This is a genomic window from Vibrio sp. Y42_MX_L11 (assembly GCF_024181785.1).
In the GTDB taxonomy this organism is placed as follows: domain Bacteria; phylum Pseudomonadota; class Gammaproteobacteria; order Enterobacterales; family Vibrionaceae; genus Vibrio; species Vibrio diabolicus.
In genome coordinates, this window is the sequence record NZ_JAMZAP010000026.1 from 33,711 (window position 1) to 47,816 (window position 14,106).

At 45.6% G+C, this 14,106-nt stretch carries 17 protein-coding genes; 9 read left to right on the forward strand and 8 right to left on the reverse strand.

Annotation, left to right across the window (positions count from 1 at the left end; translation table 11 throughout):
• Position 1: 1 nt before the first annotated feature.
• From NL643_RS20430 to sctW, 7 genes are read right to left on the reverse strand one after another with little or no spacing between them, the layout of a single operon-like run.
• A complete protein-coding gene (locus tag NL643_RS20430; protein WP_182034501.1) occupies positions 2-415 on the reverse strand; it encodes an LcrR family type III secretion system chaperone in 414 nt (137 codons plus the stop codon).
• Positions 415-2,541, reverse strand: a complete 2,127-nt coding sequence (gene vcrD, locus NL643_RS20435; RefSeq protein ID WP_139060553.1) for a SctV family type III secretion system export apparatus subunit VcrD — start codon at positions 2,539-2,541, stop codon at positions 415-417. The genes NL643_RS20430 and vcrD overlap by 1 nt, the downstream gene beginning before the upstream one ends.
• Positions 2,525-2,866 carry a type III secretion system chaperone VscY gene (gene vscY, locus NL643_RS20440; RefSeq protein WP_005395110.1) on the reverse strand — a complete coding sequence of 114 codons (342 nt, stop codon included), beginning with the start codon at positions 2,864-2,866 and terminating at the stop codon, positions 2,525-2,527. Before vscY ends, vcrD begins: the two co-directional genes overlap by 17 nt.
• Positions 2,867-2,871: 5 nt before the next feature.
• A complete protein-coding gene (gene vscX / locus NL643_RS20445) occupies positions 2,872-3,249 on the reverse strand; it encodes a type III secretion system protein VscX (RefSeq protein WP_253645075.1) in 378 nt (125 codons plus the stop codon).
• Positions 3,246-3,620, reverse strand: a complete 375-nt coding sequence (gene sycN, locus NL643_RS20450; protein ID WP_253645076.1) for a type III secretion chaperone SycN — start codon at positions 3,618-3,620, stop codon at positions 3,246-3,248. Before sycN ends, vscX begins: the two co-directional genes overlap by 4 nt.
• A complete protein-coding gene (locus NL643_RS20455; RefSeq protein ID WP_012841775.1) occupies positions 3,607-3,891 on the reverse strand; it encodes a TyeA family type III secretion system gatekeeper subunit in 285 nt (94 codons plus the stop codon). Before NL643_RS20455 ends, sycN begins: the two co-directional genes overlap by 14 nt.
• Positions 3,872-4,765: a type III secretion system gatekeeper subunit SctW gene (sctW, locus tag NL643_RS20460; RefSeq protein ID WP_005395115.1), complete on the reverse strand. Its 894-nt coding sequence runs from the start codon at positions 4,763-4,765 to the stop codon at positions 3,872-3,874. Before sctW ends, NL643_RS20455 begins: the two co-directional genes overlap by 20 nt.
• A gap of 185 nt (positions 4,766-4,950) precedes the next feature.
• On the opposite strand from sctW, the gene vscN reads away from it, so the two are divergent.
• From vscN to NL643_RS20505, 9 genes are all read left to right on the forward strand, one after another.
• Positions 4,951-6,273: a SctN family type III secretion system ATPase VscN gene (gene vscN, locus NL643_RS20465; protein ID WP_253645077.1), complete on the forward strand. Its 1,323-nt coding sequence runs from the start codon at positions 4,951-4,953 to the stop codon at positions 6,271-6,273.
• Entirely contained in the window at positions 6,270-6,731 is a 462-nt protein-coding gene (locus NL643_RS20470; protein ID WP_048626446.1) for a type III secretion protein, read from the forward strand. The genes vscN and NL643_RS20470 overlap by 4 nt, the downstream gene beginning before the upstream one ends.
• Positions 6,732-6,740: 9 nt before the next feature.
• Positions 6,741-7,886 carry a type III secretion system needle length determinant gene (locus tag NL643_RS20475; RefSeq protein ID WP_253645078.1) on the forward strand — a complete coding sequence of 382 codons (1,146 nt, stop codon included), beginning with the start codon at positions 6,741-6,743 and terminating at the stop codon, positions 7,884-7,886.
• Positions 7,883-8,851 (forward strand): type III secretion system cytoplasmic ring protein SctQ, encoded by a 969-nt coding sequence (gene sctQ / locus NL643_RS20480; protein ID WP_253645079.1) that lies wholly within the window; start codon positions 7,883-7,885, stop codon positions 8,849-8,851. The genes NL643_RS20475 and sctQ overlap by 4 nt, the downstream gene beginning before the upstream one ends.
• Positions 8,848-9,498, forward strand: a complete 651-nt coding sequence (gene vscR / locus NL643_RS20485; protein ID WP_005377232.1) for a SctR family type III secretion system export apparatus subunit VscR — start codon at positions 8,848-8,850, stop codon at positions 9,496-9,498. Before sctQ ends, vscR begins: the two co-directional genes overlap by 4 nt.
• 13 nt (positions 9,499-9,511) lie before the next feature.
• Positions 9,512-9,778, forward strand: a complete 267-nt coding sequence (vscS, locus tag NL643_RS20490) for a SctS family type III secretion system export apparatus subunit VscS (RefSeq protein WP_005377227.1) — start codon at positions 9,512-9,514, stop codon at positions 9,776-9,778.
• Positions 9,775-10,560, forward strand: coding sequence for a type III secretion system export apparatus subunit SctT (gene sctT / locus NL643_RS20495; protein WP_031780447.1), 786 nt, complete (start codon positions 9,775-9,777; stop codon positions 10,558-10,560). Before vscS ends, sctT begins: the two co-directional genes overlap by 4 nt.
• 15 nt (positions 10,561-10,575) lie before the next feature.
• On the forward strand, positions 10,576-11,631 hold the full coding sequence (gene vscU / locus NL643_RS20500) for a SctU family type III secretion system export apparatus subunit VscU (protein WP_047009817.1): 1,056 nt from the start codon (positions 10,576-10,578) through the stop codon (positions 11,629-11,631).
• 284 nt (positions 11,632-11,915) lie between these two features.
• Complete coding sequence (locus tag NL643_RS20505; RefSeq protein WP_253645080.1) at positions 11,916-12,518, forward strand: TetR/AcrR family transcriptional regulator; 603 nt, start codon at positions 11,916-11,918, stop codon at positions 12,516-12,518.
• Positions 12,519-12,581: 63 nt separating this feature from the next.
• Here NL643_RS20505 and NL643_RS20510 read toward each other — a convergent pair whose 3' ends face one another.
• Positions 12,582-14,102: an MFS transporter gene (locus tag NL643_RS20510; protein WP_253645081.1), complete on the reverse strand. Its 1,521-nt coding sequence runs from the start codon at positions 14,100-14,102 to the stop codon at positions 12,582-12,584.
• Positions 14,103-14,106: the final 4 nt, after the last annotated feature.

Consider the following 14,106-nt stretch of genomic DNA (forward strand, 5'->3'; position numbering starts at 1 on the left):
TTTACTTTTTCAACTTTTTCAAAGGTCTATAATCTGCCAGACGTAAACAGTACCAGTCTTCTAGCTCATCATGGCTTGCACCGCATGCTTTTAGATAGAACTGTGCCAATCGCTGGCTGCTCATGTTGCTACCACGTAACACATCGACGTTGCCGCGAATGACCCAATCGGAGGGATAAAGTTGAATGGCATGTTCAGCCAAGAGAAATAAGCCGGCAAAGGGGTTACTCAACCCCAATTTTGGACGAACGCGTTTCAGAAGAACGATGATGATTTCTCCGTCCTCCACCCGAAAAACGAGCTCTAAACCCTCAACTTCAATTCGATAACCAAGTTGAATTTCACTTTGTTGCCAAAAGTATGGCGTCACTTCGATCCCCGCTTGCGCAAGCGAGAGCATTAGTTTTGTTTTCATTACATCCCCACCCTTCCAAGTGGCTGAATATTGATTTGCTGAGTTAATTCTTGAAATGACAAAACGGGCAGATCGTAGTATTCCGATTCAATAAGCTTTCGCACATATCGGCGTACATCCATAGACACAACTAACACAGGCTTATTCGGCATGCGGCTTAAATCACCAATGGTCTGTTTCACATCACTCACAAATTGTTGAGTTACTGACGGGTCTAACGCCAAGTAACTCCCTGCAGAGGTTTGACGAATACCGCTACGTATTGTGTCTTCGAGACTTTGATCTAATAAGTAAGCGGGCAACATGTTTTGTCCGCTCGCGTATTTGTAGCAAATGTAACGTTTTAAGCTGGAACGAATGTACTCCGTCAGCTGTACAACATCTTTCTCTTTTTGGCCCCACTCAACCATGGCTTCTAAGATCACGCGAAGGTTTCGGATGGAAATGTCTTCAGAAACCAAACGTTGCAAGATTTCCGTCATTTTTTGTAACGGGACAATGCGTTGAGCCTCTTTAACAAGCTCCGAATAACTGCCTTCCATCTGCTCCAATAGATAACGCGTCTCCTGAATACCAATAAAGTCTTGTGCGTACTCCTTGAGAACATGAGACAAGTGGTACGTTAAAATTCTGTCGGGTGTGAGAAAGCCGACATGACTGGCTACGAGTTTTTGCTCGTAACTTTGTGCCACCCAAATGCTAGAAATACCAGGTAGAAAATCTTCATCTTGCTCATAAGGCACGCCTAATAAATCGATCTGTTCATTCCCTTCTGTCACCAAGAGTTGATCTTTTACAATTCGTCCTCGTGCAACCGGAACTTCTTGTAACTGAATTAAATATTCGCCATTTTGCATCCCCTCGTTAAAACGCAGGTGGATACCCGGGAAAGGCACGCCGAGGTCGAGATATAGTGCGCGCCTAACCCTTGCTAGCTCTTCATTCAATGCGACCGCTTCCAAGCTTTCCTGAAGGCTCGCGTCAAGATCAATTAAGAGTGGGACCGTCATGGCAAACTCTTCTTGCTCACCTAACTTGCCTTTACTGTTTCTAGATGGGGTTGGTTTGCTTGGCTTCGCTGCTGGTGAACCCGCCCCTTGCGAAACAAAGCTTGATAAGTCGGTACTATCTGATTCCGCCTGTTTTTTCTGTTGATAGAAAAGGAAGAAACCACCACCACCAACCACTGTGGCCAAAACCAGAAAAGTAATTTTTGGAAAACCAGGAATCAGTGCGAACAGCACCAAAAGCACACCGCCAATAAGGAGTGCACGCGGCTGAGCAATGACCTGACCGCCAATGTCCGAGCCGAGATCAGAAGAATCTTCATGAGATACACGCGTCACGATAATACCGGCCGTAATCGCGATAAACAGAGCCGGAATTTGCGACACCAAACCATCGCCAACGGTCAAAATCGCAAACAGCTCAAGCGCTTCTGAAGCACTCATGCCTTTTTGCGTTACCCCGATCGTGACGCCACCTAAGATGTTGACCACAATGATGACCAAACCAGCAATGGAGTCGCCTTTAACGAACTTCATCGCGCCATCCATCGAGCCATACATTTGGCTTTCTTTTTCAATCAGTGATCGTCGGTGCCGTGCTTCGTGTACGTCAATCACCCCAGCGCGCATGTCACCGTCAATACTCATCTGCTTACCAGGCATCGCATCAAGTGAGAATCGCGCACTAACTTCTGCAACCCTCTCCGAGCCTTTGGTGATCACCATAAACTGGACAATAGTAATGATCAGGAAAACAACAATACCGACCACTAAGTTACCGCCCACGACAAAGTTACCGAAGGTATAAACGATTTGACCAGCATCGCCTTGCAGCAAGATCAAACGGGTTGTCGTGATGGATAAAGACAAACGAAACAATGTCGTGATCAGTAGCACTGCGGGAAATGCAGAGAACTCAAGCGGCGTAGTGATGTAAATCGCTAACATAAGCAGCACCACCGCAATGCTCATGTTGGTGCCAATCAGCACATCCACCAGTGCGGTAGGCAGTGGCAATATCATCATAAAGACGATCGCGAGCAACATCACCGCAAGCATAATGTCTTTACGTTGCCCTACCTTGTTTAAAATATCGATCAACTTATTCATGTGATTCACTATTTAAAGATTGCAGATAGCGTCGGTGCGCTTGGCGTGCCCCATCGACGTCATTTTGTTTCCAACGAGCTTGGCTTAAGCAAAACCAGAGTCCTGCCGAATCAGGTTTAAGGTCGGATTTTAATAAGTGCTCACATACCTCAACAGCACGGGCATATCGACCACTTTGTAAACACGCCACGGCGAGCGTTTGCATCGCCTCTTTGTGTTGCGGGTCTATCTCTAAAACCGCATCGAGAATAGAGATAGCATGCTCTGGCTTTTGGTATTGAACTTGTAGTGCAGCGTGAACAAGCAACAGTTCAATGTCTTTGGATCTCAACATGTTGGTTAGACCTGGATAAGGAGATTGAGCGCCATAGTGAGATAACGCTGATCAAGTTGCGTACTTTGTAACGTTTCGGATGCTTTGATAAAAGACGCGGAGCCTGAACCCTGTGCAAGAACTTGCAACTGAGCCAACGTTTCATCGAACTGTTGGCGGTACTTTTCTGGACGCAACAATTCTGAGTGCAACAATTTTGGCTTGGTTAACGCGATTAGGTATTGGTCTGAAGGCCTGAGGTCATAGAGCTTCTCTAAATGCGTAGCGACCGCCTGTCCATCAGGAAGTAATTGAAACCGTTCAGGGAAATCGGCCTTAACCTCACTATGAGTAACATGCGTGAAGGCTTCTATTCCTACGTTTAAAGTGCTTACTCGAGTCATGAGGTTGCCACATCGTTATGTAGACGAACCAAAAGCGTAAACGCTTGTTCTAAAGTCGGAAGCGTGACCTCTTCTCCGTTTAACCGCGCGGAAAAAACCAAAGTTTGCTCATCTAACAAACCAGTTTTAATTTCGAAAGGCCAGCCTTGATCGGCATGACACAAACTGAGGGCGCTTTGAAAGATGTCACTGGTTTGATGCCAAGATAACGCTTGAGACAACATCAAGAATAGCTGTTCTCCGTGTCGCTCAATATGTAGTGTACCGCTTTGCTCAAAATCCAGCTGCACCCGTCCAGCTGATGAGAAATCGACGGCATCAAGCCCCATTCCTCGGCAAAATTCATTGACGGATGCATCAATCCAACTCATCTTCCCACGCTTCCTCTTCTTCTATATCAATGGCTTCGTCTAGCGCCTTTTGTACCGCTTGTATTAAATTCTGTCGTTGTTCTTCATCGGCGAATACATCAATAGGGATCGCGCGAACTAACTTGTGGAACTCTCGAAAAAAATCGATTTTTTGTTGTACCGCCGTCAATTCCATTGCGTTGGCGACTTTCCAAATCTCATCACTGCTTACCCATCGCTGCTCTACCAACGCAATCACATCAGCCATCAAATTAGAAACTTGATAAGCCATAACTCGTCCTTTCCGGTTTAAACATTTGGAACAACTGACTCACGCGATCTTGCAACGTATTCAGAGTTTTGAGTTTTTGCATATCGGACATCAACCACTGCAACTTAACCGAGTCGATACTGCTGCCTTGAACACTAAGATCTGCACTCATGCCTTGCAGCATAAACTCAACAGCGGTCGATACCTCCTGTTCACCAAAGCGCGCCACTACGTCTTGATAAGCAGCGCCGAGCCCTTGATAGCTATGAACGGTATCGCGATAGAAACCGCGCAGCTGATGTAATGAGCTAAACTCTTGTTCTTGGCTGTACTCATCAGCAAAGTTTGAGACGCGAATTTCCGTATCAATTTGAGCCCAAGAATCTGGGTTTTGCTCAATTCTCAGAATCGCTTGGTCAATTAGTGCGAGTAGATGTTTACTTTCTGGGCTCGCACTCAAAAACTTTTTAACGGCTTTTAACGCAAGGTATTGATGGCTTTTCTCCTCTGAAAATCCATTCAAATAAGCTTGCAATTGAGCGATGGTCGAGATATTTCCTCCCGCCATTTTTGCAGCCAGATCTTTGATCTTTTGGTTCTTTTCAAGATCAGGGACTTTTCGCAGATAGTCAGAAACGAGTTCGTGCGCTTCATTAACTCGAACGCCACTGTCTTTCACTTTACGCTTGGTCAAATCTTTTTCTGCTTTTTCGGAACCGAGTGAAGTGAGCTCTTCCATCGCATCAAAAAGTGATTGTGTGGCATTGTGAACACGGACCGTTTCACCGCGGTAATTGCCTTTTCGTGAAGCGTCGGTACGAGACGATTCCAACCCGTTTTGGATAGACGCATCAAACTTTGGGTTTGTTGCGATATGATTGTTGATAATACTCATTCACTTGCACTCCTTCCGTACAATACAGGCGAATTATAGGAAGTGCGCTTTCTCGAAGCTGTCAAAATCAGACGTGTTTTTTTAGTGCGCTTTCAGTTTTCTAAAAACTCCCGACTGATATTCACTATAAATACCCCCTCATCCTTTCTATCCTCCCAACATCAATCATTGCGCATATTTTTACCTTGAACGATTTCTCATACATCACTGATATCCAACAATCTGCGATCAGGCAAACTCGTCTGATCCAAATTCGCGGGCGCGTTACGCAAGTAACCGGCACCATCATCAAGGCCGTTGTCCCCGGCGTTCGTGTTGGTGAGCTGTGTGAGTTGCGTAATCCTGATCAAACTCTGTCTTTATTAGCGGAAGTCGTTGGCTTTCAACAGCATCACGCTCTGCTCACACCGTTAGGAAACATGTTTGGGATTTCCTCAAATACAGAAGTTAGCCCAATGGGAAAAATGCATGAAGTCGGTGTTGGCGATCACCTGTTAGGTACAACGCTTGATGGGCTTGGGCGTCCTTTCGATGGTACGCAAAGCCAGGAACCAAGTGCTTGGTATCCGGTTTATCGCGATGCGCCACCACCAATGCAACGTAAACTGATTGAAAAGCCAATCTCTCTTGGGGTTCGATCCATTGATGGACTACTGACCTGTGGTGAAGGTCAGCGCATGGGCATTTTTGCAGCGGCTGGCGGTGGTAAAAGTACCCTCCTCGCAAAACTGATTCGATCCGCAGACGTTGACGTGACAGTTCTCGCCTTGATTGGTGAACGCGGACGCGAAGTGCGCGAGTTTATTGAGCATGACCTGGGCGAAGAAGGAATGGCCAAATCGGTTTTAGTGGTCGCGACATCCGATCGCCCGGCCATGGAACGTGCCAAAGCCGCTTTTGTTGCCACTTCTATTGCGGAATATTTTCGTGACCAAGGTAAACGCGTTTTACTGCTGATGGATTCTGTAACGCGTTTCGCCCGCGCGCAGAGAGAAATTGGACTAGCCGCAGGCGAGCCACCAACACGACGCGGCTATCCGCCTTCCGTTTTTGCCGCTTTGCCAAAGCTGATGGAACGAGCCGGTCAATCTGACAAAGGGTCAATTACAGCGCTGTACACCGTGTTGGTTGAAGGCGACGACATGACAGAGCCTGTCGCCGATGAAACTCGCTCCATTTTAGATGGGCACATCATTCTCTCGCGCAAACTTGCGGCAATGAACCATTATCCTGCCATTGATGTACTCCGGTCAGCAAGCCGCGTGATGAATCAAATCGTTAAACCTGATCATCAGGCGTCTGCTGCTCACCTTCGCGAAATGTTAGCCAAGTACGAAGAAGTTGAGCTACTGATCAAAATTGGCGAGTACCAGCATGGGGCAGATAGCCGAGCAGATATGGCGATTGCGCAAAGTGATGATATACGCGCCTTTTTACGCCAAGGAACGCATGAGCCAAGTGATCTTGATGGTGCTATCGCTCAACTAAAAGGGATGGCGAACCAATGATCGAACGGTTATTAGAAATCAAACAAATTCGAGCTGAACGTGCGGATAAAGCCGTTAAGCGCCAAGAATACCGAGTATCAAATTCAGCAGCACAGGTTCAAAAGGCCGAACGTTCCGTAGCGGACTATCACGTTTGGCGTCAGGAAGAAGAAGAACGACGTTTTGCCAAAGCAAAGCAACACACACTCGTTCTCAAAGAGTTGGAAACATTGAGACAAGAAATCGCGTTGTTGAGAGAGCGAGAAGCCGAGCTTAAACAGCGCGTTGCCGAAGCAAAAAAAGCGCTTGAGTACGAACGTTCGGTACTTAAAGAAAAACAAAAAGAGGCACGGCAAGCCCATAAAACCAAAGAAAAATTCGTTCAGTTGCAACAACAAGAACTCGCGGAACAGTCGCGAGAAAGACAATACCAAGAAGAACTCGAACAAGAAGAGTTTCGCACTGTCGATATTATCTAAAGGTTCATTATGCGCATTACTCCAACAGAAGAAACACCGAATACGCTGTACAAATCAACGCCAGAAAAAAAGCCCCTGGAGCGAGAGGCTGAGCTTCAGTCACAGTTCGAGCGTGCAATGACGGAGAAACCTAGCAAGGAAGAAGAATCTACCGTTGCGAGCAAAAAAGACACTCAGAGCAGAGACGAGAGCCTTCCGTTAAGACATGAAGCATCTCAAACCCTAGACAAACAATCGAAACTTTCTAACCAAGAAGCCAGCACTTATAGAAATACCGCTACATTAAAAGGCAAAAGTGACGCCGTCACAAAGAAAGGCGTAGAGAAACCACAAGACGACGCAACAAATAGCGAAGAACGCCTGATTGAAAACAGTAAATTGCATGAGAAAGATAAAAAACTTGAGAGCGATCAGCCTCCAAGCTCATCCTCGCTTGAGCGCGTTGGCCCCCATTCTCAAGCACAAGCTTCTCTCGACGGTTCTCTCCCTAAAAAGGCCGCAGGGAAAGCGCTCACTCAAGATGCAATTAACAATGCCAACTTCACGACGAAACAAACCGAAACGACACACAATAAGCGTGCAACGCAGCGACTACAAGACACAGGCAAACTAACAGATAAAACCGATAGTCGTTCTGAAACTAAATCGCTTGAGAAAGTCGAGACGAAAAGCGCACTAGTGGCCGTTAAAGCGGATGACGAAAAAGCAGAACCTCAACACCTTGCGAGCGCGGCAACGCAAGGCGATGTCATTTTAAAGAGTGTCGCTTCACAGGCTCAGCCGGCCCCTGCTCGAGACGTAAACACGTTACTCCAACAATTGGTGGACAAAATCTATGTTTCGCTGCCAACCGCATCGGACAACAAAGAGGTTCGGCTGTTTCTGAGTGAAGGACAATTAAAAGGTGGCGAAATCCACATCAAGTTGGACGCGCAAGGTTATAGCGTGACGATTCGACAAGAGCATGCCCTTTCCATTATTAGCCAACAAGCTAGACAAGATCTTGCCGAACGCCTAAATCGATTTGGCGGTGATCAGCCACTTCGTCTAGCGATCAGCGAACAAACTCAACAGCTCGATCAACAACATGAACAACAACACTCACGCCAGAAACGTAGCGTGTATGAAGAATGGCAAGCGGAGAATGACCTATGACGCCGTTAACGATACCCAAAGTCGATTCAGACAGTATTGCGCTCAGTAATCAACTTTGTGCAAAGCAATGCCATTTCCAAGGGGTTGATGGTCAGAGCGTATCGATTACTGTTTCTCAAATCCCTTCATTTGAAGGATTCCGTTTAACCACGTTGATTGGAGGGCAAACGATCCAAGTGGATTTTTGTCGTGCGCAACTCCAGAAATGGCTTGAGTCTACTCTGAATGCCACTGCATTCGAGTCACTGCCCAACTCGCTCCAGTTAGCACTTTTGAGTTCTCAGATTGAACCGCATAGTGAGGCATTCAAAGCACTATTTGGTCAGTTGCCCATTCTTAGCCAGTTACAACCGTTAGAGTCGAGCCAAGTTCAAGAGCATACCTTGATGTTAACCCTCAATAAACCTAACGGCTCTCTTTGTTTGTGGGTTAGCGAAGGAGCAAACGTGCTGTTGGATGCACTACCAAACAGCGCTTCTCTTCAGGCACGACATCTCGCTTTACCTGTGTGGTTAAGCCTTGGAAAGACCCATTTAATGTTAAGCGAATTTAATTCGCTCGAACTGGGAGATGTGATCTTTTTTGACGATTGTTATATCGCCCAACAACAAGCCATTTTTCAAGTATCTAACCAGAATCTCTGGCGCTGCCAACTGGATGACCAAATTCTTCACATTATTGAAAAAGAAACCAATATGAATGACCTAAACACTTCAGAAATGTTAACCGACCACCAGCAACTGCCCGTGGAACTCACGTTTGATATCGGCCATCAAACCATCACTCTAGAACAGCTTAACCAGCTTCAGCCTGGGTACGTATTCGAGCTAAACCAACCTGTATCTAAGCCGGTAACATTGCGTGCCAACGGCAAAATCGTCGGTGAGTGTGAACTGGTTAATGTTAATGAGCATTTAGGTTTGCGCGTACTGGAACTGTTTGGTGGCACGCAGGAGCCAGCATGATCCAGTTACCTGACGAGCTCAATCTCATTGTCAGCTTAGCACTGCTGGCACTGATCCCATTTATCGCGATGATGGCGACGTCGTTTGTAAAACTCGCCGTTGTATTCTCACTGCTGCGTAACGCTCTCGGTGTACAGCAAATTCCACCGAATATGGCACTGTATGGCTTGGCGATAATTTTGTCGATTTTCATCATGGCTCCCGTCGGGTTTGAAACCTATGACTACGTGAAGCAGCATGATATTTCTCTTGAAGACTCTGCAAGTGTGGAAGGCCTCATTGAAAGCGGTTTACAGCCTTATCGAGAGTTTTTGAAAAAGCATATTCGGGAAACCGAAGCCATATTCTTTACCGATGCTGCGCGCACATTATGGCCTCAAAAGTACGTGGACCGTTTAGAGTCAGATAGCTTGTTGCTGTTGCTGCCAGCGTTTACGGTCAGTGAGCTTACCCGTGCTTTTGAGATTGGCTTTCTATTGTACTTGCCGTTCATCGCTATCGACTTAATTGTTTCTAATATCTTGCTCGCCATGGGCATGATGATGGTATCACCAATGACCATCTCTCTCCCTTTCAAATTGTTGCTTTTTGTCTTGCTTGACGGCTGGACAAAACTCACTCACGGCTTAGTACTGAGTTACGGTTAATCACGGAGAAAGTATGCATTCTGCTGAAATCATTCATTTCACGACTCAAGCATTAACCCTAGTTTTGTACTTGTCGTTACCGCCGATTTTAGTCGCAGCGTTGGTTGGTACATTGGTATCGCTTATTCAGGCGCTCACTCAGGTCCAAGAGCAAACGTTGGGGTTTGTCGTCAAGCTTATCGCGGTCATTATTACGCTGTTTGTCACAACGCAGTGGCTAGGGGCAGAGCTCCACGCCTTCGCCTCGCTTGCCATGGATAAAATTCCTCAAATACGATGAGTTATCACGACTTACACCAGGCTTTATTTTTGTATAGCCTGACGTTACCTCGGTTAATGGCATGCTTCATCTTTTTGCCTATTTTGAGCAAGCAAATGCTAGGCGGCACCATGGTGAGAAATGGTGTGCTTTGCTCACTCGCACTGTTTATATTTCCGATGATTAATCAGCAAAGCTTGCCCGCGGAAACCGACGGTATTTGGCTGATAGTGATTTTGGGTAAAGAGGTATTAATTGGGCTATTGATCGGGTTTGTTGCTGCTATCCCCTTTTGGGCAATAGAAGCGGCTGGCTTTCTGGTCGACAACCAACGTGGTGCTGCCATGGCAAGTATGTTTAACCCAACGCTAGGCTCGCAATCGACGCCAACCGCAGTGTTGCTGACCCAAACGTTGATTACCCTGTTCTTCTCTGGCGGGGGCTTTGTCACTTTTATCTACGCGTTATTCAAAAGCTACACATCTTGGCCGATCGTGGACTTTTTCCCAACCGTTAGCGATGCATGGGTAAGCTTCTTCTACGCGCAATTTGAACAGCTTATGTGGCTTGGTGTGTTGATGTCCGCTCCATTAGTGTTGGCAATGTTTCTTGCTGAGTTTGGTCTGGCGCTTATCAGTCGTTTTGCACCGCAATTGAATGTTTTTTTCCTTGCCATGCCAATAAAAAGTGCCATCGCGAGTGTTTTACTGATCGTGTATCTCGGGCTAATGATGGATCACTTTGAAGTGCAGTTTTACGGAATTACCCGATTCGCAGAACAACTCAATACCATTTGGCAATAACGCTTAGGATTCTTTATGAGCGCAGAAAAAACAGAGCAACCCACCGCAAAAAAGTTACGCGATGCCAGGCAGAAAGGTCAGGTAGCCAAAAGCCAAGAAATCGTATCGTCTGCATTAATTTTGGCGCTCATAATTGTACTATTTGCGTTCGCCGATTATTACATGTCGCACATCTCAGCGCTTATTCTCCTACCAAGTAAGCTTGCTTATCAGGGTTTCCAAGATGCGCTAGTCGATGTCGCTATCGCCATCGCAAAAGAAATTGCCTATCTACTCGCTCCGATTATTCTGGTTGCTGCACTCGTCGCCATCTTTTCCAATATGGGGCAGTTCGGCTTCCTATTTAGTGGTGAATCCGTTAAACCCGACATCAAAAAGATCAATCCCGTCGAAGGTGCCAAACGCATTTTTTCGCTTAAGAGTGTGATTGAGTTTATCAAGTCGATCCTTAAAGTCTCTCTTCTTTCCTGCATTATCTGGGTGACCTTACGCGGTAACATCAACGCTTTGATGCAAATTCCAACTTGCGGGCTAGAATGTGTCCCGACCATTACTGGTGTCATGATTAAACAATTAATGATTATCTCTTCGGTAGGTTTCATCGTCATCGCTGCAGCTGATTTTGCGTACCAAAAGTTTGACCACACGAAGAAACTCAAAATGAGCAAGGACGAAGTGAAACGCGAATACAAAGAGATGGAAGGCAGCCCTGAAATCAAAAGTAAACGTCGTCAGTTGCACCAAGAGCTACAGGCCTCCAATCAACGTGAAAACGTTAAACGTTCTAATGTATTGGTTACAAACCCAACACATATAGCAGTTGGTCTTTATTACAAGAAAGGCGAAACGCCCCTGCCCGTCATTACCTTGATGGAAACCGATGCGGTAGCCAAACGTATGATCGCAATCGCCAAAGAGGAAGGTGTGCCTGTGATGCAAAAAGTCCCTCTTGCTCGCGCACTATATGCGGACGGCAACGTCGACCAGTACATCCCAAGTGATCTTATTGAAGCAACCGCCGAAGTGCTTCGTTGGTTGGCATCATTGGAGTCGGATAAGGCGCTGAATTAACATGATTTCGAGAGTAAAGGCTATCGTACGAAGAACGGTTATCACTTTTCTATACGTAATGAGATTTTTAAATGAGTCATCCTTCGCTATAGGTTTCAGCATATCGAATTTGCCTACTTTTGCTTGTCTCAATGAAGCACTTGGTTCATGAAAAGTCGTGTTTACTAACGTCAATAGTGGTACTGTACTGGACAGTTTTACTTTCATCTCTAAACCACCTAGAGCTCGGTAAGAAACCACGCCAGCCACAACAAAGGTGGATTTTTGCTTAGGTTGATTTATTTATGCGCATATCTACCGAAAAGAAACGAACTCGAATCATCAAAGTTGCCACTGACCTTTTTATACAACAAGGTTACAAAGACACATCACTCGATCAAATCGTCGCGATTTGTGGAGGCTCAAAGCAGACGTTATATCGCTATTTTTCGAACAAAGAAGGGTTATTTGTTGAAGTTTTAGCATACAATACCAAAACCAGCTTAGAGTCCGTCTTCCAGCTTGCCGACAAGCAATCGGAGCCTTTACAAGAAACATTGAATGACTTCGCCAAGAAGTACCTAAAAGGTGTATGCTCCAATCCTATGCTATCACTTTATCGGATCGTTTCGGCTGACTTCAACAAACATGATTCCGTACCAAATCAATTCTGGCAGACAGGGCCGCATCGCATTCATCAATACCTCATCGACTTTTTAAAGAGTGAAACTGTCAGCTCACAACTCGATGTTGAAAATGCCGACCTCGCTTGTGAGCAACTACTTGCATTAATTAAACTTGATTACCAGAACATGGCACTAATTGGCTTCGATTTTCCGACAGATGAAGAGTTAGATGCACATACAAAAAAAGCGGTCACCGCCTTCCTAAATCTATACCAAAGATAAACTCACTGAATATAAAAGGGAGCATCATCGCTCCCTTCTTGTTTCTATGGCTTAGTGAATCTCTCACTTCGCCGCCAGTTTTTTACCGATTATTAAGATTGGCGCGAGAGCAAAGACCGAGATAATAAACATCAATAATGAATTACTCAGTGCGAGAGTGGTCGCCTGCTCTTTGACAACAGAACTAATTTGGCTCATTCCTAATGCCGAATTTGGCAAGTGTCCATGAGTCAGAATCGTACTGCTCAACGCATTTTTATAAACACCAAAAGCATGATTCACATCATCTAGCGTTCGGCCAATCTCTCCAGCAGCTTGTGCACTATGGCTTTGCATTACCCGTGAGAACACGGCACCAGCGATCACACCACCAATGGTACGAAAGAGGTAGAAATTGGCGATGCCTTCCAAACGCTGCCCGACCTGGAAGTACATCAATACTGCAATGGTCACAGACACATTCAATAAGCCGACACCAAACCCTCGCAACATCATCGGAACGGACAAAGATTCCGTACCAGCAAAGCTAGGTAACTGACTAAACTTATGTACCGAAAGTATAATCATCACCACACCAAACGGGACGACTGCATCCGCTAATGGCCGGCGGAAGTAATACACCAGCACACTGACTAGCATACCACCTAGCATGGCATAAAATGCCGGTAATTGGGCATATCCAGCATTAAGGTTGTTGTACTGCAACGCCATTTTCAAAAAGCTAGTAAACAACACATTGCTCGCCATAACAGCAAAACCTGCCAAAAAAGCGTTGTACATAAAAACATTAGTTTTCAACTTACTATGCAGCTGTATTGATGCTGTATTTAAAGGACTGGTTTTCACAAAGTAATACACCACTAATAAAGTCAGAGCTGCGGCAATCGAAGAGGCTTTAACAAACCATTCCGAGTCAAACCAGTTGTAATAACTGCCTCTCATCAATAGAAATACAACGATACTTATTGTCAGGGCAAAAACTAAATAAAACCAACAGCCCGACTTAGCTTCGGCCTCGATTTGAATCGACTTAGGATTGTAGATGCATGCAATTACCAAGGCAGAGAAGTACAGCCAAGCCGACACGACACACAACAGTGACCAATCAAAGATTTCGACAATATTGGCCACTACCCAAGGGTAAGCGCCGATCGGTAGCAAGGTTGAAAATACTAGCGTTAAAGCAATAATGGCAGGTAGCCAACGCTGTTCAAAGAAGTGGAGCAAGTAAAGGTTTAATACCACCATTAACATGCTCATAAAAAAGCCACTCGAGAGCCAAGTCAGAGTGAACACCAGTTCTTGCTGTCCGCCCCAGTAAAGTACAAGATTGCTCGCTAGACCTACCAATAAAATGGCATGTAAGAGAATTAACGTACCCAATCTACGCACCAATATTGGTGTGAATATAAAACCTAATACCTGGGTAATCATAAAGCCGACTTTAACCAGAGCAACTTCATCGACAGATAAGCCTGACGTTGCCGCCATCTCATACGATAACTCGGTAAACATCACGGAGTTAATACCAAAAGCAGCAATCGCAAAAAGCGTCAAAATCAGCAGCGGTGAACGTTTTTCCATTGCA

Coding starts and splice junctions, on each gene's coding strand:
- NL643_RS20430 (WP_182034501.1), bottom strand. CDS start 415: ATGAAAACAAAACTAATGCTCTCGCTTGCGCAAGCGGGGATCGAAGTG.
- vscY (WP_005395110.1), bottom strand. CDS start 2,866: ATGTTGAGATCCAAAGACATTGAACTGTTGCTTGTTCACGCTGCACTA.
- vscX (WP_253645075.1), bottom strand. CDS start 3,249: ATGACTCGAGTAAGCACTTTAAACGTAGGAATAGAAGCCTTCACGCAT.
- sycN (WP_253645076.1), bottom strand. CDS start 3,620: ATGAGTTGGATTGATGCATCCGTCAATGAATTTTGCCGAGGAATGGGG.
- NL643_RS20455 (WP_012841775.1), bottom strand. CDS start 3,891: ATGGCTTATCAAGTTTCTAATTTGATGGCTGATGTGATTGCGTTGGTA.
- sctW (WP_005395115.1), bottom strand. CDS start 4,765: ATGAGTATTATCAACAATCATATCGCAACAAACCCAAAGTTTGATGCG.
- NL643_RS20470 (WP_048626446.1), top strand. CDS start 6,270: ATGATCGAACGGTTATTAGAAATCAAACAAATTCGAGCTGAACGTGCG.
- NL643_RS20475 (WP_253645078.1), top strand. CDS start 6,741: ATGCGCATTACTCCAACAGAAGAAACACCGAATACGCTGTACAAATCA.
- sctQ (WP_253645079.1), top strand. CDS start 7,883: ATGACGCCGTTAACGATACCCAAAGTCGATTCAGACAGTATTGCGCTC.
- vscR (WP_005377232.1), top strand. CDS start 8,848: ATGATCCAGTTACCTGACGAGCTCAATCTCATTGTCAGCTTAGCACTG.
- vscS (WP_005377227.1), top strand. CDS start 9,512: ATGCATTCTGCTGAAATCATTCATTTCACGACTCAAGCATTAACCCTA.
- sctT (WP_031780447.1), top strand. CDS start 9,775: ATGAGTTATCACGACTTACACCAGGCTTTATTTTTGTATAGCCTGACG.
- vscU (WP_047009817.1), top strand. CDS start 10,576: ATGAGCGCAGAAAAAACAGAGCAACCCACCGCAAAAAAGTTACGCGAT.
- NL643_RS20505 (WP_253645080.1), top strand. CDS start 11,916: ATGCGCATATCTACCGAAAAGAAACGAACTCGAATCATCAAAGTTGCC.
- NL643_RS20510 (WP_253645081.1), bottom strand. CDS start 14,102: ATGGAAAAACGTTCACCGCTGCTGATTTTGACGCTTTTTGCGATTGCT.